Below are 20,837 nucleotides of genomic sequence, written 5' to 3'. Positions count from 1 at the left end.
GCGTTCGCCGGTTTGTGGCAAGGCTGAGACACCGTCGGCGTTGACCGGTGCCGAACCGGCCAGGGCCGACGGTGCCGGGCCGCGCCTCAGGCGACCCCGGCCTCCCGCATCTGGCGCAGCTCCCTCTTGAGCTCCTTGACCTCGTCGCGCAGCCGGGCCGCGACCTCGAACTGGAGGTCGGCCGCGGCCGCGTGCATCCGGTCGGTCATCTCCTGGATCAGCTCCGCCAGCTCGGCGGCCGGCATCGACTTGGCGGGCTTGCGCTCGCTGCCCAGCGCCGGCACCGGGGCCTTGCCCTTCCCCTGGCCCCGGTAGCCGCTGGAGAGCAGTTCGTCGGTGTCGACGTCCTCGCGGGCGAGGGTGTCGAGGATGTCGCCGATCTTCTTGCGCAGCGGCTGCGGGTCGATCCCGTGCTTCTTGTTGTAGGCCTGCTGGACGTCGCGGCGGCGGTTCGTCTCGTCGATGGCCTTCTCCATCGCGGGGGTGATCTTGTCCGCGTACATGTGCACCTGGCCCGAGACGTTCCGGGCGGCGCGCCCGATCGTCTGGATCAGCGAGGTGCCGGAGCGCAGGAAGCCCTCCTTGTCCGCGTCCAGGATCGCCACCAGGGACACCTCGGGCAGGTCGAGGCCCTCGCGGAGCAGGTTGATGCCGACCAGCACGTCGTACCGCCCGGCCCGCAGCTCGCGCAGCAGCTCGACGCGGCGCAGGGTGTCCACGTCGCTGTGCAGGTACCGGACCCGGATGTCCAGGCCGAGCATGTAGTCGGTGAGGTCCTCGGCCATCTTCTTGGTCAGCGTGGTGACCAGGACGCGCTCGTCGCGCTCGACCCGCTTGCGGACCTCGTGCACCAGGTCGTCGATCTGGCCCTCGGTCGGCTTGACGATCACCTCGGGGTCGATCAGGCCGGTCGGACGGATGATCTGCTCGACCTGGCCGTCGCCGCGGGACAGCTCGTACGCGCCCGGGGTCGCCGACAGGTACACCGTCTGGCCGATCCGGCCGAGGAACTCCTCCCACTTCAGCGGGCGGTTGTCCATCGCGGACGGCAGGCGGAAGCCGTGTTCGACCAGCGTGCGCTTGCGCGAGGCGTCGCCCTCGTACATCGCGCCGATCTGCGGGACGGTGACGTGCGACTCGTCGATGACGAGGAGGAAGTCCTCGGGGAAGTAGTCCAGCAGCGTGTTCGGCGGGGAGCCGGGCTCGCGGCCGTCGAAGTGCATCGAGTAGTTCTCGACGCCCGAGCAGGTGCCGATCTGGCGCAGCATCTCGATGTCGTAGGTGGTGCGCATCCGCAGCCGCTGGGCCTCCAGCAGCTTGCCCTGCTTCTCCAGCCGGGCGAGCGTCTGCTCCAGCTCCGTCTCGATGCCGGCGACCGCCCGCTCCATGCGCTCGGGGCCGGCCACGTAGTGCGAGGCGGGGAAGACGTAGACCGAGTCGTCCTGGCTGATGATCTCGCCGGTGAGCGGGTGCAGGGTGTACAGCGCCTCGATCTCGTCGCCGAACATCTCGATCCGGACCGCGAGCTCCTCGTAGACCGGGAAGATCTCGATGGTGTCGCCGCGCACCCGGAAGGTGCCGCGGGTGAAGGCGACGTCGTTGCGCGCGTACTGGATGTCGACGAAGCGGCGCAGCAGCACGTCCCGGTCGATCTCCTGGCCGACCTTGAGCGGCACCATCCGGTCGACGTACTCCTGCGGCGTGCCGAGGCCGTAGATGCAGGAGACGGACGCGACCACGATCACGTCCCGGCGGGTGAGCAGCGAGTTCGTCGCGGAGTGCCGCAGCCGCTCGACCTCCTCGTTGATCGAGGAGTCCTTCTCGATGTAGGTGTCCGTCTGCGGGACGTACGCCTCGGGCTGGTAGTAGTCGTAGTACGAGACGAAGTACTCGACCGCGTTGTTCGGCAGCAGCTCGCGGAACTCGTTGGCCAGCTGGGCGGCCAGCGTCTTGTTCGGCGCCATCACCAGGGTGGGCCGCTGCAGCTTCTCGATCATCCAGGCCGTGGTGGCCGACTTGCCGGTGCCGGTGGCGCCGAGCAGGACGACGTCCTTCTCCCCGCCCGTGATCCGCCGCTCCAGCTCGGCGATCGCCGCCGGCTGGTCCCCGTTGGGCTGGAAGGGACTGACGACCTCGAAGGGCGCCACTGACCGCTCAATACTCGTGATGGGTCGCACGTGTCCACCGTACGACCCACCACCGACAAGCGGTGCCGGTTCGTTCAGGCCGCGTGGGCCTCGAACCTCATGGCCGGCTCGTGGGCCGGGTCGATGCGGACCGTCGAGTCGAAGGCGGCGGCCAGCCGTTCGATCAGCGGCAGCGTCGGATCCACCCCGCTCTCCTCGATGCTCTCGACCGTCTCCACGTCCAGCCCGGCCCGCTCGGCGAGCCGGGCCGGGCTCCAGCCGAGCGCGGCGCGACGGGCGTACACGGCCTCGGCCAGCGCCATCCGCCGCCCGGCCGCCCGGTACTCCTCGGTGTCCCGGTGCTCCGGCGGCACGGTCCAGCGGGTGTGGTAGCCGCTGCTCATCGCTGCTCCTCCCGGTCGTAGACCTCGTGGTCGGCGGCCGGCAGGTGCTCCGCCTCGCAGACCTTCTGGGCGCGGTGTGCCCGCTCGACCTGATCGGTCTCGCGGTTCCCAGTCTTGCGGAAGACCGTCAGCAGCACAGCCCTCCGACCCGGTGCGAGCCAGTACGTGATGCGCATGGGTCCGATGCGCAGCTCCCGCAGCGGCCCGCCCAGGTGGCTCGCGAGGGGGAACGGCAGCATCTCGCCGTCGTCCGCGAGTCGGTCGGCGGCACGCTCGGCCGCACGGTACTCCGCGATCGAGCAGTTCTGGAGCCACACCCGAACCTCGGGCTCGATCTCGATCGTGTGGCCCGCCCGGGACCCCGCACCTGTCACGTCTCTCCCCCTTGCTCTGCCGCTGGAACAACGGTCGGGCGAGGGGGAGAGGTTACGGGCTCAGCTCTTCGCGCTGTCCCGGGCGAGGGCGACGAGGCGGGAGACCGCTCGCAGGTACTTCTTGCGGTAGCCGCCGCGGAGCATGTCCTCGGGGAAGACCTGGTCGAAGGGCAGGCCGGAGGCCGTGATGGGCAGCTCGCGGTCGTACATGCGGTCGGCGAGGACGACCAGGCGCAGCGCCGTGGACTGGTCGTCGACCTGGTGCACGCCGCGCAGGCAGACCGCGGTGACGTCGTCCAGCAGGGCGCCGTAGCGGCTGGGGTGGACGGCGGAGAGGTGGGCGAGGAGGGCGTCGAAGTCGTCGAGGGAGGCGCCGGGGGTGCGCGCGGCGACGGCGTCGACGGTCTCGTCCGGGTAGGGCGGCGGGGCGTCCGGCAGGCCGCGGTGGCGGTAGTCCTGGCCGTCGATCCGCATCGGGCGGAAGTGCGCGGACAGGCCCTGGATCTCGCGCAGGAAGTCGGCGGCGGCGAAGCGGCCCTCGCCGAGCTTCTCCGGCAGCGTGTTCGAGGTGGCGCAGAGCTTGACGCCGTTGTCGACCAGGCGCCCGAGCAGGGTGGAGACCAGGACGGTGTCGCCCGGGTCGTCGAGCTCGAACTCGTCGATGCACAGCAGCGTGTGCCCGGAGAGGGTCCGGACGGCCTGCTGGAAGCCGAGCGCGCCGACCAGGTTGGTCAGCTCGACGAAGGTGCCGAAGGCCTTGGGGCCGGGGGCGGAGTGCCACAGCGAGGCGAGCAGGTGGGTCTTGCCGACGCCGTAGCCGCCGTCGAGGTAGACGCCGGCCGGGCCGGTGGGCGCGGGGGCGCTGCGGCGGAACCAGCCGCGCTTGGGCGCGGAACCGTTTCCCGCGCCGAGGGTGCCGGCGAACTGCTCCAGGACCTGGACGGCCTCGTACTGGCTCGGCTGGGTCTGGTCCGGGATGTACGTCCCGAAGCTCACCTCGGCGAACCGGGGCGGGGGGACCATCTCGGCGACCAGGCGCTCGGCGGGCACGACGGGGCGGCGGTCGGTCAGCGCGACCGGGGCGCCGGGCGCGGGCGCGGCGGCTATGGATTCGGTCGCGGTGGCGGGGCGGGGAGCTGCGGGCACGTTAGTAGAGGGTACGCCTGCTCCCGGGCCCCTCCGACCCCGCGCCGGGGGCGGCCGGTGGAACACTGGCGGTATGCACCTGTTGATCAGCCCGCTGACCGAGCCGGTCGCCGACCCGGGCTCGCTGGAGTCGCTCGCCGCCCTCTACGCGTACCCCGACCAGGTGAATCGGGGCCGGCCGTGGCTGCGCGCCAACATGGTGGCCGGACTGGACGGCGGCGCGAAGCTCGACGGCCTGTCCGAGGGACTCTCCGGGGACGCGGACAAGCGGATCTTCGGGGTGCTGCGCGCGCTGTCGGACGTCGTGCTGGTGGGCGCCGAGACGGTCCGCACGGAGGGCTACCGCCCGGCCCGGGCCCGGGCCGAGTTCGCGGCGGCGCGGGCGGCGGCCGGGCAGGCCCCGGCCCCGGCGATCGCGATCGTGAGCCGGTCGCTGGCGCTGGACCTGGACGCGCCGCTGTTCACCGAGCCGCTGGTCCGGACGGTGGTGATCACCACCGAGGACGCCCCGGCCGAGCGCCGCCGGGCGGTGGCCGCGGTGGCCGACCTGGTGTCGGCCGGGCAGGGTTCGGTGGACCTGCGCGCGGGCGTGTCCGCCCTGGTGGAGCGGGGCTGGACGCGGCTGCTGACCGAGGGCGGCCCGCGCCTGCTGGGACAGCTGGCGGCGGCGGGCCTGCTGGACGAGTTGTGCCTGTCGCTGGCCCCGTTGATCACGGGCGGCGACGCGCCGCGCATCATCCACGATGCGGAAATGCCTGACGTGCGGACGATGCGGCTGGTCTCATTGATCGAGCAGAAAGGATTCCTCTTCACCCGCTACCTGCGTCACCTGCGTTCGGATGACCCCGTGACCCCCTGATCGCGATCCCGTTCCCCTTGGGGGCCTTTCGTCCGCGCGGCCCGCGTGCCGGGTGAGCAGCGAGCCGAAAGCTTCCGCCGGGCACTATGGGATGCGATGCCGGGGCCCGGGGGCCGGCCACTGGAAGGGACTCACGTGTTCAAGACGGTACTGATGATCGAAAAGGCGCTCTCCGACGCGGACGTGGAGCTCGTCACCACGCTCCACAGCGACGAGAAGGTCTCCTTCGTCGTCCTGATGCAGCCGCGCGGCCGGCAGGACGAGCTGCTGCGGGCGCTGGACGACGTCGCCCTCGGCCACCTGGACAAGGTGGTGCACGAGCACGACGAGTCCGAGAGCGGGCCGACGGTTGCGTCCGAGTCGCTCGAACACAGCCTGCGCCACCTGCGCCGGGCCGGCGCCGAGGCGGTCGGCGAGCTGGTCGAGGACAAGCCGCTGGAGCGCCTGAAGGCGGTGGTGCGCGACCAGGACGCCGACGAGGTCGTCGTGCTCACCTCCCCGCACTTCGTCGAGGAGTTCTTCCACCGGGACTGGGCCTCGCAGGCCCGGCACAAGGTCGGCGTCCCGGTGCTGCGGCTGTTCGCCAGCGACTCCTGAGCCGACCGACCCGACCCCGACCTTGGTGCAGAATCGTCCTTGCGGTCCGTCCGCGAGGACGATTCGCACGTCGCCCCCGCGGGCAGCGCCCGCCCGCCCACCCAGCCCCCGCCCCAACGGAGCCCCGCCTTGAACGACGCCGCGCACGACCTGCACGCCCCGCACTTCATCGGCATCGGCGGCGCCGGCATGTCCGGCCTGGCGAAGATCCTCGCGGTGCGCGGTGCCAGCGTCTCCGGCAGCGACTCCAAGGAGTCGGAGACCGTCCTCGCCCTGCGCGCCCTCGGCGCGACCGTCCACGTCGGCCACGCGGCCGAGCACGTGCCGGACGGCACCAGCAGCGTGGTCGTCTCCAGCGCGATCCGCGCCGACAACCCGGAGCTGGCCGCGGCCCGCGAGCGCGGCATCCCCGTGGTGCACCGCTCCGACGCGCTGGCCGCGCTGATGGGCGGGCGCCGCGCCCTGGCCGTCGCCGGCACCCACGGCAAGACCACCACCACGAGCATGCTCGCCGTCGCCCTCGGCGAGCTCGGCCTGGACCCGTCCTACGCGATCGGCGGCGACCTCGACGCGCCGGGCTCCAACGCCCACCACGGCACCGGCGAGATCTTCGTCGCCGAGGCCGACGAGAGCGACCGCAGCTTCCACAAGTACGCGCCCGAGGTGGCGATCGTGCTCAACGTGGAGCTCGACCACCACGCCAACTACGCGTCGATCGAGGAGATCCACGAGTCGTTCGAGACCTTCGTCGGCCGGATCACCCCGGGCGGCACCCTGGTCGTCTCGGCCGACCACGACGGCGCCCGCGAGCTCACCGCCCGGGTCGCCGCGCGCGAGGGCCTGAACGTCGTCACCGTCGGCGCCGCCGAGGACGCCGACCTGCGCGTCCTGTCGGTGGTCGCCCGCGGCATGACCAGCGAGGTCACCGTCCTGCTGGACGGCGCCGAGCTGACCTTCACGGTCTCGGTGCCCGGCCGCCACTACGCGCACAACGCCGTCGCCGCGCTGGCCGCGGGCGTCGCGCTCGGCGTGCCGGCCGCCGACCTGGCCAAGGCGCTCGGTGCCTACACCGGGGTGCGCCGCCGGCTCCAGCTCAAGGGCGAGGCGGGCGGCGTCCAGGTGATCGACTCCTACGCCCACCACCCGACCGAGATGGCCGCCGACCTGGAGGCGATCCGCGGGGCCGCCGAGGGCCGCGTCCTGGTGGTCTTCCAGCCGCACCTGTTCAGCCGCACCCAGCAGCTCGCCGAGGAGATGGGGCAGGCGCTCGCGCTGGCCGACGCCTCGGTCGTGCTGGACATCTACCCGGCCCGCGAGGACCCGATCCCGGGCGTGACCAGCGAGCTGATCATCGACGCGGCCCACCGGGCCGGCGCCGAGGTCACCGCCGAGCACGACTTCGCCGCCGCCCCCGCCGTGCTGGCCGGCCTCGCCCGCCCGGGCGACCTGCTGCTCACGATGGGCGCCGGGGACGTCACCAACCTCGGCCCCGAAATTCTGAAGCACCTCGCGAACGTTGCCTCCAACGTCTGACGCACGCCGACGGGAGCCGTGATGAGCTACGAGATCGAGAAGACCGAGGCCGAGTGGCGCGAGCAGCTCAGCCCCGAGGAGTACCACGTGCTCCGCGAGGCGGGCACCGAGCGCCCCTTCACCGGCGAGTACACCGACACCAAGACCGTCGGCGTCTACGCCTGCCGGGCCTGCGGCACCGAGCTGTTCAGTTCCACCACGAAGTTCGACAGCCACTGCGGCTGGCCCTCGTACTACGCGCCGCTGGCCGGGGACCGGGTCCAGTACATCGAGGACACCTCGCTCGGCATGCGCCGGGTCGAGGTGCGGTGCGCGCGCTGCGGCGGGCACCTCGGACACGTCTTCGAGGGCGAGGGCTACGGCACGCCGACCGACCAGCGCTACTGCATCAACAGCGTCTCGCTGACGCTGAAGCCGGTCGAGGACTGACCGTCCGCGAAGGGCCCGGACGTCCGTACGCGGATGTCCGGGCCCTTCGCGTGGTCAGACGACCGGGGCGAAGCGGACCGGCAGGTTCACCAGGGCGCGGTGGAAGGGCCCCGGGCGCCAGAGCAAGTCCTGGGTGGGCAGCGTGAGTTCGAGGTCGCTCAGCCGGCTGGTCAGCTGCTCGATCGCCGAGATCGCGATCAGCAGGGCCGGGTCCCGGGCCGGGCAGGCGTGCGGGCCCGCCGCCCAGGCCAGGTGGGCGCTCTCGCCGCTGCGCAGCTCGGCGCCGTCGGTCGGCGGCGCCGCCTGGTTGTTGGCCGCCGCGTAGGAGACCAGCATCAGCGTGCCGGCCTTGATCTCGCGGCCGTGGAAGGTGATGTCGTACCGCGGGTAGTGCGCCGACAGGTTGGCCAGCGGCGGCTCGTGCCACAGCACCTCGTCGATCGCCTGGTAGGCGGTCATCGCGCCGCCGAACAGCGAGCCGGCGTAGCGCTCGTCGGTGAGCAGGCGCAGCAGGGCGTTGCCGATCAGGTTGGTGGTCGGCTCGTGCCCGGCGATCATGGTCAGGGTGATCTGCCGGATCACCTCGTCGTTGTCCAGCCCGGCCGGGTGGGTGACGAACCAGGAGGTGAGGTCGTGCCGGGGGCGCCGGCGCCGGTCGGCGACCATCTCGGTGACCACGGCGAGGAGGTCCCCGTAGGCGGCCACGGCCTTCTCGGTGGACTCGATCATCTTGGAGATGCCGGCCACCAGGCGGTCGCTGTGCTCCTCGGGCACGCCGAACCACGTGTTGAAGACGAAGACCGGCAGCTGGCGGGCGTACTCGGCGATGAGGTCGGCGGTGCCGGCGGCCTCGAAGCGGTCGATCAGCCGGTGGGCGACCTCGCCGACGCGGCGCTGGAGCACGTGCGGTTCGAGCAGCCTGAGGCCGTCGGTGATCACCGCGCGGTAGCGGTCGTGGACCTCGCCGTCGCTGAACAGGGCGGTGGGGCGGTAGCCGAGCACGACCAGGAGCGGGGAGTCCGGCGGGACGGTCCGCTGCCAGGCCCGGGAGTCCTTGGAGAAGGTGTCGGTGTCGCGCAGGAGGTCCAGCGCGGCCTGGTAGTCGGTGACGAGCAGGCCCTCCACGCCGGGCGCGACCTCGACCGGGGCGACGGCGCCGTGGCGGCGCAGCCGGTCGTAGACCAGGTGCGGGTCGGCGGCGAACACCGGCCCGTAGATCGGCGTCGGTCGGGTCTCGGTGGTCACGGTCCCTCCTGGGGGTCCGGGCCGGCCGGCAGGCCGTGCAGGACGTGCTCGGTGAGCGCGATCAGCGCGTCGAGGCTGGCGCCGCGCTCGCGGGCGTCGCAGAGCACGAGCGGGGTGTCGGGGTGCAGGTCGAGGTGGGCGCGCAGGACCTCGACGGAGTGGACGGGCGCGTCCGGGAAGCCGTTGACGGCGACGGCGTAGGGCAGGCCCTGCTCCTCGACCATGTCCATGATCTCGAAGGAGTCGGCGAGCCGGCGGGTGTCGGCGAGCACCAGGGCGCCGAGGGCGCCGCGGGCGATGTCCTGCCAGAGCGGGAAGAAGCGGCGCTGGCCGGGGGTGCCGAACATGTAGAGCACGACGTTGCCGGGCAGGGTGAGCCGGCCGAAGTCGACGGCGACCGTGGTGGTGGTCTTCTCCGGCAGGTCGGCGAGGTCGTCGACCGGGCGGCCGGTCTCGGTCATCGCCTCCTCGGTGTGCAGGGTGGCGATCTCCGAGAGGGTGCGGATGAGCGTCGTCTTGCCGACCCCGAACGGGCCGGCCACGACGACCTTCATCAGCGTCTGGTCCGGGTCGGGCAGGTAGCCCACCCGGCTGGGCCGGTCGGCCGGGCCGCCGGGGGCCGGGTTACCGGAGCGTGCGGAGTCCAACGAGGAGCCTCTCGACGATGGAGCGGTCGGTCTGCTGGGCGCGCGGGATCGGCGCGCGGGCGTTCAGGCAGCCCGCCTCGACCAGATCGGCCGCGAGGAAGACGGTGGCGCTGACCGGCAGGCGCAGGTGCGCGGCGGCCTCCACCACGGTCAGCGCGCCGGGGCGCAGCAGCTCCCAGAGCCGTTCGTGTTCGTGTTCCAGCCCGTGCGGCGGTTCGGCGCGGGCCGCGTACAACACGGTCAGCCGCTCGAAGCCGGCGCTGCCGGGGCGGGTGCGGCCGCCGGTGGCGAGGTAGGCGGGCACCATCCGCCTGCGGGGTACGCCGGTCATGACCGGGGTGTGCCGTCGGGCTGCCGGGCCGGGCTCGCGAGCGCGCGGCCCAGGGCGGCGACCTGGACCTGCATCTGGTAGGCCACGTTGCCGAGCTGGGCCTCGGGCGTGGTGAAGACGGCGAGCGAGGTGTTCTCCCCGGCCGGGACGACGACGGCGTAGCCGAGGTCGGACTCGACGACGGTCTGGGCCAGCCGGGGCTGGGCGGTGTCGGTGAAGGCGCTGGTGAAGGCCCGGGCGGCGGCGTGGACGGTGGCGGTCATCGCGGCGACCCGCTCGGCGGAGGCGCGGCCGAGCCCGTCCGAGGCGCCCTCGACGAGGCCGTCCCCGGTGGCGATGACGGCGTGCAGCACCCCCGGGAGCTCCAGCAGCGGGGTGAGCACCCACGAGATCTCGTCGGTGGCGGTCGGGCTGGGCGTGCTGCTCACTGCGCGGCTCCTTCGGGGGTGGGGCCTTCGCCCGCTGACTGGGGTGCGCCCGTGGACGGGGGTTCGCCCTGGGGCGGGGTGGCACCGTCCCGGGCGGCGGCGGCCACGGCGGCGCGGCCCTCGCCGGTGCCCTGCTGGAGCGCGCTCCAGTGCCGGGCGGCCCGCTCGGGGGTGCGGGCGGGCGCCCCGGGGGCCTCGGCCGGGCCGGGCCCGGCGGGACGGGCGGGGGCCTCGGCGGGCCCGGCCGCGGGGGCGGCGAGGGGCTGGCGCCGGCGCCGGCTGGGCAGGTCGCTGCCGTCGCCGGGGCGGGCGGTGTCGGGCCGCCCCGCGACGGGCCGTCCGGCGGCGGCGGACGGCACGACGTGCATGGCGGGCGCCGGGTGCGGGCCCGGCTGGTGGTGCCGGTCGGCGAGCGGGGGCAGCCCGGCGTCCTCGCCCGCGTCGCGCATCGGCGGGACGGCCTGGACGGTGGGCGCGGGGGCGGGCCCGGCGCCGGCCCGCAGCGGCAGCGGGGTGAGCACCGACAGCGGCTGCCCGTCGTCGACGACGGTGACGAGCGCGGCCGGGATGCGCAGGATCGTCCGCATGCCGCCGTACGGCGAGGGCTCGATGTGGCAGGAGAAGCCGTACTGGCGGGCGAGCTTGCCGATCACCGCGAAGCCGGTCTTGGGCGGGTTGCCGAGCTCGGTGAGCAGGACGTCGGGCGGGCCGGCCAGCAGGCGGCGGGCGCGGCGAAGCTGGTCGTCGTCCATGCCGATGCCGCTGTCGTCGATGATCACCAGTGCGCCGCGGCCGCCCTGCTGGACGGTGACCGGGACGTCGGTCTCCGGGTGCGAGTAGGCGGTGGCGTTGGCGAGCAGTTCGGCGACGGTGATGGCGAGCGGCTCGGCGGCGCGGGCGACCACGGCGAGGCGGTTCTCCCGCAGGTGGTTGGCGACCTTGATCCGGGCGTAGCCGGGCACCCGGGAGAGGGCGCCGACGACGACCTCGGCGAGCGGGGAGTCGCTGCGGGCGAGGCCGGGCCAGGCCTCGCAGAGGACGGCGACGGTCTGGATCCGGCGCAGCGCGACCTCGTTGCGGAAGTCGACCTCCAGCAGCCGGGGGTCGTCGTTGTCGTCCTGGAGCTGCTGGACCAGGCTCTGGATCTGGTAGAGCAGCGTCTGGATCTTGGAGGTGGCGCCGCGCATCGCGGCGCGGGCGGCGGCGTCGACCCGCTCGCGCTCGTCGGTGATGGCGCCGGCCGCGGCGTCCAGGACGGCCTGGAGGGCCTCGGTCGCGTCCGGGCCGACGACCTGCGCGGACAGCGGGCCGACGGCGGGGGCGTTGACGTGGCTGAGCCGCACCGCGGTCGCGGGCAGGCGCTCGTCGGCGAGGTGGCGGACCTCGGCGAGCAGGGCGGCGCCGCGCTCCTCGGCGACGGCGAGGCGGCGCTCGGCCTCGGCGGCCCTGGTGTCGGCGGCGGCGGTGCGGCCGTCGGCCTCGCGGGTGGCGTCCCGCGCGTCGCGGGCGGCGTCCTCGGCGGCGCGGCCGCGCAGTTCGGCGTCGCGCGTGCGCTCCTCCGCGGCCCGGTAGCGGGCCTCGGCCTCGTCGGTGGCCTCGCGGGCGGCGGCGGCCGACTCGTGCAGCCGGTGCTCGGCGCGGGCGAGCCGTTCCTCGGCGGCGCGGGCGCGCTGCTCGGCGACGTGGGCGCGCTCCTCGGCGACGGCCGCCCGGGTGGTGGCCCGGGCCCGGCCGCGGGCCAGCACGCCCGCCGTCGCGGCGGCCAGCACCGTGGTGATCAGCGCGATCAGCGCGATCTGCGTCATGGGTGTCCTCGGGGGGTTTCCTGCTGGCTGGCTGGTGGCGGGCCGGGCCCGGTCAGTCCCGGTAGCCGATTTCGGGGAGGAGCCGCCGGGCGCGGACGGAGTCCTCGGCGATCTCGCGCGCGACGAGGGCGACCTGGGTCATGGCCTCCAGGACGTTCGGCGCCTCGCCGCCGTCCAGGTGCCGGTACTCGGCCGCGACGGTGAGCACCAGCCGCTCGGGCAGGCCGAGTTCGGGGTGGCGCTGCTCGGCGATCACCCGGCGGGCGGCGTCCAGCGCGGGGATTCCTGCGGTGTGCAGCGCGTGGGTGCGCTCGCGGACGTACGCGAGGTAGGCGATGTGGGCGCGGACGCCGTCGCGGTCGAGCACCGGGCCGTGGCCGGGGACGACGGTCTCGGCGCCGGTGTCGAGGATCCGCTCGCACGCGGCGACGATGTTCTCCAGCGGGCCGGCCCAGTGCGAGGGGTGGTCGCCGGGCTGCTCGGCGGTCGACCCGAAGATGACGTCGCCGGCGAACACCGTGCGCCGGTGCGGCAGGTGGACGATCAGGTCGCCGCCGGTGTGGGCCGAGGGCAGGGCGATGACGTGCACGGGGTGCTCGCCCACCGTGAGTTCGAGCTCGCCGGTGAAGACGGTGTCCGGGCGCACCGGCTCGGTCTGCGACCAGTCGAAGCCGCCGAAGTGCTCGCGCAGGTAGCCGCCGAGCGGGGAGTCCGGGTCGCCGCCCGCGACGAGCGCGTGCTGCTGCTGCGGGGTGGGCTCGTAGTGGATGTGCTCCAGGGCCTCGCGGGTGGAGATCACCTCGGCGTCCGGGACGACGCCGGCTCCCCAGAGGTGGTCGCCGTTGGCGTGCGTGACGATCACCCGGTCGACGGTGACGCCGTCGGCCAGCACCCGGCGGCTCGCGGCGAGGAACTCCGAGGCCAGCGCCGGGTCGTAGGGGGTGTCGATCCAGAGCGCGGTCTTCCGGGAGGTCAGCAGCCCGCAGTTCGCCAGTCCCCAGCCCCGCTTCGGGGGAAGCCACACGTGGAGGTCGTCGGCGATCGCGCTCAGGGAGGCACGGTTGATCGTCATGTGCGCGATTATGCCGACGATGTGTCAGGAGCGGGGCAAAACCTGTGCGATCGCCGCGAGTTCGTGCCCCAGACGCTCCCGAACCGTCCGGATTCGTGCCATCTGGTCGAGACCAATCGTCTCACTCGGCGGGACGGTACGTGGACACCGCGAACTGCCGCGGCCCACGCGGCCCGGCCGTCAGGGCAACTTCGTCAGGGCAGCTGCGTCAGGGCGGCCACGTCAGGGCGGCCACGTCAGGGCAGCGGCAGGATCCGGCACACCTCGACCGTCACGTCCACCGTCTCCAGGCCGATCACCCGCCCCTCGACCGCGACGAATCCTTTCTCCCCCGAGCGGAACAGCGCCGCCAGCGGCGACTTCCGGCCCGCCCCCGCGAGCGCCTCCACCGCCATCGCGGAGCCGAACGCGAACACCCCGCACAGCACGACGCACGGCGCGTGCCGGGGCGTTCGGGTCACGAAGATGAAGCCGTGGTCCCGGATCAGCTCGTCGGACGCGTTGTACAGCGCCTCGAAGGTCATCCCGCCCCACCGGGCCCGCGCCGCCTGCGGGTACTCGATGCGGAAGTCCGGGAACACCGCGCCCAGCACGCCCTCGGTGTACGGGTTCACGCTCGGGCCGCCGATCGAGAAGGTCGGCATCCGCGGATCCTGCGCGCCGGCCGCGACCAGCTCGATCGTCGCCTTCCGGTTGACCTTGCGGAGCAGGTCGATCAGCTGGGCGATCGCCCTGGCCTCCGCCATCGGCATGAACAGCACGTTCTTCGGCGCCCGGGCGGTCAGCCGCAGGCCGTCCCGGGCGAAGGCGAACTCCGCGGCCTCGATGCTCGGGGTGATGATCTGGACCCGGCTGTACGGCGCGAGCAGCGCCCGGAGGAAGCCGTACCGCAGGAACAGCCGGGTACGGGCGAGGGAGCGGGCCGCGAGGAAACCGATCACGGCCGGGACCGATGCGATCAGCACTTGGAGCAGGATCTCCATTTGATCCCCCGGAGGAAGACTCGACCACGAACTGTGCGCCCTGGTTAAGTCCCCTCCCGTGGCCGGAAATACCCCACTCGCGCCGATTCGGAGCGTCACGATCCGCGCACGGACGGTCACCCCAGGCGCTTGATCCCCTTGCGCTCCCCCGCGCAGCGCTGGTACCCCAGCCAGGCGTTGACCGCGAGCATCGGCGCGTTGGTCGTGTCGTTGCTGGTGTACGCGTGCCGGTAGCCCGCCGCCGCGGCGAGCCGCAGCGACTCCAGCTTGGCCAGCTTGCTCAGGCCGCGGCCGCGGAACTCCCGGCGGCAGGCGGTGAACGCGGACCAGTAGCGGTCCGCCCCGTCGGTCTGCGCCAGGGTGAACGCCGCCGGTACGCCGTCCACCACGGCGACCACCGTCAGGGCCGGGTCCAGGTCGGGCCGGGCCCAGTCGCCCCGCAACCACTCCTCGTAGTCCAGGGCGTCCATCGTCACCTCGCCGGGTTCGTCCCGGATGGCCTCCGCCTCCACCAGGAACAGCGGGCGCGGATCGTCGGCCCAGTCGGTGGCCGGGCGCAGCTCGACGCCGGCCGGCCGCACCGGCGCCGGGGGCAGCGGCAGCGTCAGGTCCCGCTCGCCGAAGTGGGCCGCGCTCCCGAGCTCGTAGCCGCGGGCGGCCGCGAAGGCCAGCGAGTCGGGCTCCTCGTCCAGCCAGCTGTGCAGTTCGGTCACCCCGTGCGCGGCCAGGTGCCGTTCGGCCGCGGCCAGCAGCGCGGTCGCCGCGCCGCGCCGGCGGAACTCCGGCAGCACGCTGCCGTTGGCGTGGCCGAGGCCGGTGGTCGACGTACCGAGGGTGAGCCCGCAGCGCACCGCTCCGACCACCCGGCCGTCCAACTCGGCGACGATGGTGCGGAAGTGCTCGTCGGGGTTCTGCCGGGCGTTCGCCCAGAGCAGGGCCTCGGCGGTCCACACCAGGTGCTCGCGCCCGGCCCGGTGGGCGGCCGCCACCGCCTCGGCGTCGGCGGGGCGGAAGTCTCGGATCATCGGTTCGTTCGAAGTCATGGGTTCGCACGCTATCCGCGGCTCCCGTCCCACGCCTCCGGATTTTCCGCGCGCAGGCCACCCCACCTGCGCGAACGGATCGGGTCGCGGGTTAGAGTCCCTCGTCGACAAGCTCAAATAATGCTCTGAGAAGACCGGGTGGGGCTTGGCAGCCACCCCGCCCGGGGACATTCTCGGCAACACGGCCCACGGGCGGTCCCGGCGACGGCGCCCGCACCACCCGACGGCCCCTCACCCCGGCCCTCCGAAGGGGGCGTACCGATGACTTCCCCTGCACTGAACCTGCCCACCCGGGCGGCCTCCGGCGACGGCGCCCCGGCCGGCCCGGCACCCGCGCCCCGGCTGGGCGTCGGCCTCGGCTGGCGCAGCGAGATCGACACCGTGGTGGAGCGTCAGCCCGGCCTGGACTGGGTCGAGGTCGTCGCGGAGAACGTCTGCGCCGGCCACCTGCCCGCCTCGCTGACGGTGCTGCGCGAGCGCGGCGTCACCGTCGTGCCGCACGGCGTCTCGCTCGGCCTCGGCGGCGCCGACCGGCCCGACCCCGAGCGCCTCGCCCGGCTCGCCGGGACGGCCGTCGCGCTGGACTCGCCGCTGGTCAGCGAGCACCTGGCGTTCGTCCGGGCCGGCGGCCTGGAGGCGGGCCACCTGCTGCCCGTCCCGTACTCGTGGGACGCGCTGCGGGTGATCGCCGAGAACGTGCGGATCGCCCAGGACCAGCTCCCGGTGCCGCTCGCGCTGGAGAACATCGCCGCCCAGCTGGCCTGGCCGGACGACGAGCTGACCGAGGGCCAGTTCCTCGCCGAGCTCGTCGAGCGCACCGGCGTACGGCTGCTGATCGACGTCGCCAACCTGCACACCAACCGGGTGAACCTCGGCGTCGACCCGGCCGCCGAACTCGACCGCCTGCCGCTGGAGTCCATCGCCTACGTGCACGTCGCGGGCGGCACGATGGTCGACGGCGTCTGGCACGACACCCACGCCCACCCCGTCACCGAACCGGTGCTGGAGGTGCTGGCCGCACTGTGCGCGCGGGTCGCACCGCCCGGCGTCCTGCTCGAACGGGACGCCGCCTTCCCGCCGCCCAGCGAGCTGGCCGGTGAACTGGACGCCATCCGCCGGGTGCTGGAGGGGAGCATCCGACCATGACCGAACGCCTCGCAGCCGACCTCACCACGGCGCGGCAGGAGCTCGCACGGCGTCAGGAGGAACTGCTGGCCGCCCTGGTGGCCGGCGGACCCGTCCCGCCGGGCTTCGACCCGGCGCAGGTCCGCGCCCAGTCCACCGGCCTCGCCGCCAAGCGGCGGGACACCGTCGCCCGCGTCGCGCCCGAGCTGCCCCGGCAGCTCGGCCCGCGGTACGGGCCGCTCTTCCTCGCCTACGCCCGCACCCACCCGCAGACCGCCGGATACCGGGCCGACGCCCGGGCCTTCGCCGCGTGGGCGCTCACCCACGCGCGCCCGCTGGCCGCCGACTGCCGCCGCGCCCTGGAGCAGTGGCTGCACCCGGCACCCGCCCGTCCACCGGGACCGCTGGCCCGCCTGCGCCGGGCCCTGCGGCGCCGGTAACACTCTTCACTCTCGGGGGAATCAGCCCATGTGGGACAACAGCTTCTTCATCGTTCCCGCCATCCTCGTGGTGGCCGCCGTCCTGTACGTGGACCACACCGGGCGGCGCGTCCGGCACGTCCCGCACCCGAAGGGCCTGCCCGGCGGCGGCCTCCCGCTGCTGAGCGCCGCGTTCCTGGCCGGCGGCCCGGGCCGGGTCTTCGACACCGCGCTCGTCCGGATGCACCTGGCCGAGCGCGCGGTGGTCAGCCGCGGCGGCACCGTCACCCTCACCCACGACCGGCCGTACGACGCCGTCGACGAGGCGATCATGACGGCCGTCGGCCCGACCGGCAGCCGCGACCTCGGACCGCTGCGCGCGGACGTGATGCGCTCCCCCGCCGTCCAGGCCCTCGGCGACGAGCTCGCCGACCGCGGCCTGCTGCGCCACCCCGACCGGCTGAAGGACGCCCGCAAGGCCCGCCGGCTGCTGTGGCTCGCGGTGGGCGCCGTGGTGCTCTTCACCGTGCTCTCCTTCGTGCTCGCCGGCCTGGACGACGGGCGCGGCGACCGGCCGGCCGTGTGGGTCCCGGTGGTCCTGCTGGCACTCGGCCTGGTCACCCTGTTCGCCTCCCGCCCGGCCAAGGGCCGGATCACCCCGGCCGGGCAGCGCCAGCTCTCGCTCATGAACACCGGCAAGCCGTGGACGCCCGGCTCCGGCCTGTACCCGCGCGCGACCGGCGGCGAGGTGCTCGGCGCGCTCGCGCTCGGCGGGCTGGCCGTCGCGGGGGCGGAGCTGGCGAACGAGGAGCTCCAGGAGGCGATGATCGGCGCGGCGGCCCAGCAGGCGGTGGCGCAGCAGGCGGCGGCCCGGGGCGCGTTCGGCGGGTCGTCGTCGGGCTCGGGGTCCTCCTGCTCGGCGTCGTACGCGTCCGACTCGTCGGGCTCGTCCGACTCGTCGTCGTGCGGCGGCGCGGTGTCCTGGTGCGGCGGCTCCTCGGACACCGGGACGTCCTCCGGGTGCGGGTCGTCGAGCGGCGGATCGTCGTCCTCGCACAGCTGCGGCTCCTCGTCCTCCCACAGCTGCGGGTCCTCCTCCTCGCACAGCTGCGGCTCGTCCCACAGCTGCGGGTCCTCGTCCAGCTGCGGCTCCAGCTGCGGGTCGAGTTGCGGTTCCAGCTGCGGGTCCTGACGTCACAGTTCGGTATCGCGCCACCGGAAGCCGTTCCCCGGGTCGTCGGCGGCGGCATACAACAAGGCCATGTGGTTGCTGTTCCTCATACCGGCGTGCGTGGCCGCGGTGCTCTCCTGCCTCCGGCTGGTCCGGATGACCGCCACCGCCGACGCCCTCGCCGGGCCGGACGGGCTGCGCCCGCCGGAGGCCGTCGGGATCGGGCTCTACGAGACGGCGTACCTGGCCGGCGGCCCGGACCGGGTCGTCGAGCTCGCCCTCGTCCTGATGGCCGGCCGCGGCCGGCTGCACCTCGCCCACACCGGCTGGACCACCGTCGTGGACCCCAAGGGCCGCAGCCGGCTGGAGCGGGCGGTCATCGCCACCGTCGGCCCGGACGGCCAGTGCCGCACCGACGGGCTGCGCCGGGCGATGGGCGAGCACCCGACCGTGCTGGAGATCGGCTCCCGGCTCTCGCTGGCCGGGCTGGCCACCCCGGCGCTGATCCAGCGCAACACCGTCGTCGTGGTCCGCCAGGTGCGGCACGCGCTGCTGCTGAGCCTCGCCCTGCTCGCCGCCGCCCTCGCCGTCGGGTCCTTCACCGACGGCGACGCCCTCGCCGCGCTCGCCTGGTTCTCGCTGCCGCTGGTGCTCACCTCCGGCACCCTGCTGATGGCCCGGGTCGACGTCTACCCGTACACCCGCTGGGCCTCCCCGATCGGCCAGGAGGTCCTGCGCGAGGTGCGCCCGGCCCGCCAGCACGGCCTCGGGGACGACGAGGAGCGCGAACTCCTCACCGCCGTCGCCATGAACGGCCCCGCCGCCCTCGCCGACCCCCGCCTGCGCGCGGCCCTGCGCCCCCACCGCACGTGACGCACAAAGAAGGAGGGGCCCGCCGCAGCGGACCCCTCCCTCGTCGAGCGCCCGGTCAGACCAGGCCGTTGAGCAGCTCGCTGACCGGCTTGCGGCGGCCGGTGAAGAACGGCACCTCCTCGCGCACGTGCAGGCGCGCGCGGGACGGGCGCAGGTCGCGCATCAGGTCGACGATGCGGTGCAGCTCGTCTGCCTCGAAGGCGAGCAGCCACTCGTAGTCGCCGAGGGCGAACGAGGCGACCGTGTTGGCCCGGACGTCCGGGTAGCCGCGGGCCATCTGGCCGTGCTCGGCGAGCATCGCGCGCCGCTCGGCGTCCGGCAGCAGGTACCACTCGTAGGAGCGGACGAACGGGTACACGCAGACGTAGTCGCGCGGGCGCTCGTCGGCGAGGAACGCCGGGATGTGCGACTTGTTGAACTCGGCCGGGCGGTGCAGCGCCATGTTCGACCAGACCGGCTCCAGCTGACGGCCGAGGCCGGTGCGGCGGAAGCGGTTGTACGCCTCCTGCAGGTCGTCCGAGTCGGCGGCGTGCCACCAGACCAGGATGTCGGCGTCCGCGCGCAGACCGGACACGTCGTACGTGCCGCGCACGGTCACGTCCTTCGCGGCCAGCTGGGCGAACAGCTCGTCCACCTCGGCGGCCAGGGCGGTGCGGTCCTCGGGCAGGGCGCCCTTGAGCTTGAACACCGACCACATCGTGTAGCGGATGACCTGGTTCAGGTCGCGCGCCTTCTTCTTCTCGGGCTGCTGCTCCGGCTGCCGCTCAACGGTCTCAGTCATGCGCCCATTGTCCTCTCCGTGGAACCTTCCCCGGTCTCCGGGGTCAACAGTCTGTCGAGCGCCGCCACGGCCGTGGCCGCGGAGGCGATGCACGCCGGGATCCCCACGCCGTCGTACGCGGCACCGCACAGCGCCAGGCCGCCGGCTCCGGCCACCGCGGCCCGGATCCGGGCCACCCGGTCCAGGTGGCCCACCGGGTACTGCGGCAGGCCGGCCTCGAAGCGCGAGACGGCGGTGTCGTACGGGCGCGCGGTGAGCCCGATCGCCTCGCCGAGGTCGGCGAGCGAGAGCGCCACCAGCTCCTCGTCCGCCAGCTCGAGCGCCTGCTCCTCGCGGTGCCGGCCCAGCGAGGTGCGCAGCAGGAACGCGTCGGGGGCCGAACGCTCCAGCCAGCCCCACTTGTTGGACGAGAAGGTCGACGCCTTGATCCGCCGCCCGTCCACCGGCGGCACCAGGAACCCGCTGCCGGACGGCACCTCGGCCAGGTCGGCCCGGCGGAACGCCAGGGTGACGAGGGCCATGCCCGCGTACTCGACGGTGTCCAGCTCGGCCGCCGCCGCGGGCACCTCCGTGCGCAGCAGCCGGGCCGCGGCGGGCGCCGGGACGGCCAGCACGACGGCGTCCGCGGCGAGCACCTCGCCGCCGGCCACGACGCGCCAGCCCCCGGGGGTGCGGCGCAGCTCGTCGACGGCGGTGTCGGTGCGAAGGTCCACGCCCGCCTTCGCGCAGGCCGCGGCGACGGCCTCCGGGAGGGTGCCGAGGCCCCCCTGCAGCCCCTGGAAGACGGGCGTGCCGACGGTCTGGGGCCGGGAGGCGAGCTCGTGCACCCCCTCGACGAGCGACCCGCCGCCGCGGGCGATCGACAGCAGCTGCGGCACGGCGGCGCGCAGCGAGATCTCGTCCGCGTGGCCGGCGTAGACGCCGCCCAGCAGCGGCTCGACGAGCCGGTCCACCACCTCGCGGCCGAGCCGGTCGGCGACGTACCGGCCGATCGCGACGTCGTCTCCGACCTCGGTGGCGCCCTCGTGCCGCGCCCGCTCCAGCCCGTCGGCGGACAGCACCTGCGACGCGGCCAGCGCCGCGAGGTCCCCGGGGACGCCCATGACCTGCCCGCCCGGCAGCGGGCGCAGCGCGCCCCTGGTCCAGATGGCGGCCTTCGCGGTGGTCGGCGGCTCCAGCGCCTCCGCCAGCCCGACGGCCCGCGCGAGCTCGACCGCCTCCGGCCGCCGCGCCAGCATCGACTCGGCCCCGAGGTCCACCCGCACCCCGCCGACCTCGCCCCCGCGCAGCTTCCCCCCGAGCCGCCCCGAAGCCTCGACCAACGTCACCCGGGCCCGCGCCGGCCCCCCACCGGCCGCCCCACTGAGGAACGCGGCCGCGGCCAGCCCCGCGATCCCGCCACCGATGACGACGACATGTGCATCCGACATGCCTCGCAGTCTCGCA

20 protein-coding genes and 1 pseudogene are annotated in these 20,837 nt (G+C 74.2%); 7 read left to right on the top strand and 14 right to left on the bottom strand.

All coding sequences use genetic code 11. The features are described 5' to 3' along the window. Nucleotides 1–86: 86 nt before the first annotated feature. From uvrB to zapE, 4 genes are read right to left on the bottom strand one after another with little or no spacing between them, the layout of a single operon-like run. Nucleotides 87–2,177 (bottom strand): excinuclease ABC subunit UvrB, encoded by a 2,091-nt coding sequence (gene uvrB / locus ACFVSN_RS25165; RefSeq protein WP_380444422.1) that lies wholly within the window; start codon nucleotides 2,175–2,177, stop codon nucleotides 87–89. Between the two features lie 44 nt (nucleotides 2,178–2,221). Next, complete coding sequence (locus tag ACFVSN_RS25160) at nucleotides 2,222–2,530, bottom strand: helix-turn-helix domain-containing protein (RefSeq protein ID WP_380444421.1); 309 nt, start codon at nucleotides 2,528–2,530, stop codon at nucleotides 2,222–2,224. Beyond that, nucleotides 2,527–2,904: a type II toxin-antitoxin system RelE/ParE family toxin gene (locus ACFVSN_RS25155; protein WP_387956619.1), complete on the bottom strand. Its 378-nt coding sequence runs from the start codon at nucleotides 2,902–2,904 to the stop codon at nucleotides 2,527–2,529. The genes ACFVSN_RS25160 and ACFVSN_RS25155 overlap by 4 nt, the downstream gene beginning before the upstream one ends. 60 nt (nucleotides 2,905–2,964) lie before the next feature. Then, the gene (gene zapE / locus ACFVSN_RS25150) at nucleotides 2,965–4,011 is read right to left on the bottom strand and encodes a cell division protein ZapE (RefSeq protein WP_380505534.1); all 1,047 of its coding nucleotides are present in this window, start codon (nucleotides 4,009–4,011) and stop codon (nucleotides 2,965–2,967) included. Between the two features lie 112 nt (nucleotides 4,012–4,123). Here zapE and ACFVSN_RS25145 point away from each other — a divergent pair, with 112 nt between their 5' ends. The 4 genes from ACFVSN_RS25145 (at nucleotide 4,124) to msrB (ending at nucleotide 7,468) form a co-directional block, all read left to right on the top strand. Then, nucleotides 4,124–4,909, top strand: coding sequence for a pyrimidine reductase family protein (locus tag ACFVSN_RS25145; RefSeq protein ID WP_387601031.1), 786 nt, complete (start codon nucleotides 4,124–4,126; stop codon nucleotides 4,907–4,909). A 135-nt stretch (nucleotides 4,910–5,044) separates the two neighbouring features. After that, nucleotides 5,045–5,506 (top strand): indole-3-glycerol phosphate synthase, encoded by a 462-nt coding sequence (locus ACFVSN_RS25140; RefSeq protein WP_380444414.1) that lies wholly within the window; start codon nucleotides 5,045–5,047, stop codon nucleotides 5,504–5,506. Nucleotides 5,507–5,656: 150 nt separating this feature from the next. Continuing rightward, on the top strand, nucleotides 5,657–7,039 hold the full coding sequence (gene murC / locus ACFVSN_RS25135; RefSeq protein WP_387956690.1) for a UDP-N-acetylmuramate--L-alanine ligase: 1,383 nt from the start codon (nucleotides 5,657–5,659) through the stop codon (nucleotides 7,037–7,039). 21 nt (nucleotides 7,040–7,060) lie between these two features. Next, the gene (gene msrB, locus ACFVSN_RS25130; protein WP_380444412.1) at nucleotides 7,061–7,468 is read left to right on the top strand and encodes a peptide-methionine (R)-S-oxide reductase MsrB; all 408 of its coding nucleotides are present in this window, start codon (nucleotides 7,061–7,063) and stop codon (nucleotides 7,466–7,468) included. Nucleotides 7,469–7,522: 54 nt separating this feature from the next. On the opposite strand, the gene ACFVSN_RS25125 is transcribed toward msrB, so the two are convergent. The 8 genes from ACFVSN_RS25125 to ACFVSN_RS25090 form a co-directional block, all read right to left on the bottom strand. Continuing rightward, the gene (locus ACFVSN_RS25125; protein ID WP_380444410.1) at nucleotides 7,523–8,713 is read right to left on the bottom strand and encodes a cytochrome P450; all 1,191 of its coding nucleotides are present in this window, start codon (nucleotides 8,711–8,713) and stop codon (nucleotides 7,523–7,525) included. After that, nucleotides 8,710–9,267, bottom strand: coding sequence for an ATP/GTP-binding protein (locus ACFVSN_RS25120; protein ID WP_359961171.1), 558 nt, complete (start codon nucleotides 9,265–9,267; stop codon nucleotides 8,710–8,712). Before ACFVSN_RS25120 ends, ACFVSN_RS25125 begins: the two co-directional genes overlap by 4 nt. Nucleotides 9,268–9,337: 70 nt before the next feature. Beyond that, complete coding sequence (locus tag ACFVSN_RS25115; RefSeq protein WP_359960768.1) at nucleotides 9,338–9,691, bottom strand: DUF742 domain-containing protein; 354 nt, start codon at nucleotides 9,689–9,691, stop codon at nucleotides 9,338–9,340. Then, nucleotides 9,688–10,119 carry a roadblock/LC7 domain-containing protein gene (locus tag ACFVSN_RS25110; protein ID WP_380444406.1) on the bottom strand — a complete coding sequence of 144 codons (432 nt, stop codon included), beginning with the start codon at nucleotides 10,117–10,119 and terminating at the stop codon, nucleotides 9,688–9,690. The genes ACFVSN_RS25115 and ACFVSN_RS25110 overlap by 4 nt, the downstream gene beginning before the upstream one ends. Further along, entirely contained in the window at nucleotides 10,116–11,924 is a 1,809-nt protein-coding gene (locus ACFVSN_RS25105; protein WP_387956618.1) for an ATP-binding protein, read from the bottom strand. The genes ACFVSN_RS25110 and ACFVSN_RS25105 overlap by 4 nt, the downstream gene beginning before the upstream one ends. Nucleotides 11,925–11,976: 52 nt before the next feature. Continuing rightward, nucleotides 11,977–12,996 carry an MBL fold metallo-hydrolase gene (locus ACFVSN_RS25100; protein ID WP_387956617.1) on the bottom strand — a complete coding sequence of 340 codons (1,020 nt, stop codon included), beginning with the start codon at nucleotides 12,994–12,996 and terminating at the stop codon, nucleotides 11,977–11,979. A 236-nt stretch (nucleotides 12,997–13,232) separates the two neighbouring features. Next, the gene (locus ACFVSN_RS25095; RefSeq protein WP_380447887.1) at nucleotides 13,233–13,961 is read right to left on the bottom strand and encodes a hypothetical protein; all 729 of its coding nucleotides are present in this window, start codon (nucleotides 13,959–13,961) and stop codon (nucleotides 13,233–13,235) included. 134 nt (nucleotides 13,962–14,095) lie between these two features. Further along, nucleotides 14,096–15,022, bottom strand: coding sequence for a GNAT family N-acetyltransferase (locus ACFVSN_RS25090; RefSeq protein WP_387956616.1), 927 nt, complete (start codon nucleotides 15,020–15,022; stop codon nucleotides 14,096–14,098). A gap of 282 nt (nucleotides 15,023–15,304) precedes the next feature. On the opposite strand from ACFVSN_RS25090, the pseudogene ACFVSN_RS25085 reads away from it, so the two are divergent. The 3 genes and pseudogenes from ACFVSN_RS25085 to ACFVSN_RS25075 all read left to right on the top strand — a co-directional run bounded on the left by ACFVSN_RS25085 (nucleotide 15,305) and on the right by ACFVSN_RS25075 (nucleotide 18,610). After that, nucleotides 15,305–16,587 (top strand): annotated as a pseudogene (locus ACFVSN_RS25085) (DUF692 domain-containing protein). Nucleotides 16,588–16,615: 28 nt separating this feature from the next. Beyond that, on the top strand, nucleotides 16,616–17,758 hold the full coding sequence (locus ACFVSN_RS25080) for a TIGR04222 domain-containing membrane protein (RefSeq protein ID WP_387956615.1): 1,143 nt from the start codon (nucleotides 16,616–16,618) through the stop codon (nucleotides 17,756–17,758). Between the two features lie 69 nt (nucleotides 17,759–17,827). Continuing rightward, nucleotides 17,828–18,610, top strand: coding sequence for a TIGR04222 domain-containing membrane protein (locus tag ACFVSN_RS25075; RefSeq protein WP_380447882.1), 783 nt, complete (start codon nucleotides 17,828–17,830; stop codon nucleotides 18,608–18,610). A 55-nt stretch (nucleotides 18,611–18,665) separates the two neighbouring features. Here ACFVSN_RS25075 and hemQ read toward each other — a convergent pair whose 3' ends face one another. Both hemQ and hemG read right to left on the bottom strand, forming a co-directional pair. Next, on the bottom strand, nucleotides 18,666–19,391 hold the full coding sequence (hemQ, locus tag ACFVSN_RS25070) for a hydrogen peroxide-dependent heme synthase (protein WP_363655129.1): 726 nt from the start codon (nucleotides 19,389–19,391) through the stop codon (nucleotides 18,666–18,668). Then, nucleotides 19,388–20,821, bottom strand: coding sequence for a protoporphyrinogen oxidase (gene hemG, locus ACFVSN_RS25065; RefSeq protein WP_380505526.1), 1,434 nt, complete (start codon nucleotides 20,819–20,821; stop codon nucleotides 19,388–19,390). Before hemG ends, hemQ begins: the two co-directional genes overlap by 4 nt. Nucleotides 20,822–20,837: the final 16 nt, after the last annotated feature.

It is taken from the genome of Kitasatospora sp. NPDC057904 (assembly GCF_042887925.1).
Lineage (GTDB): Bacteria > Actinomycetota > Actinomycetes > Streptomycetales > Streptomycetaceae > Kitasatospora.
The sequence above is the reverse complement of the archived record's forward strand: the minus strand, read 5'-3'. Positions and strand labels throughout refer to the sequence as shown.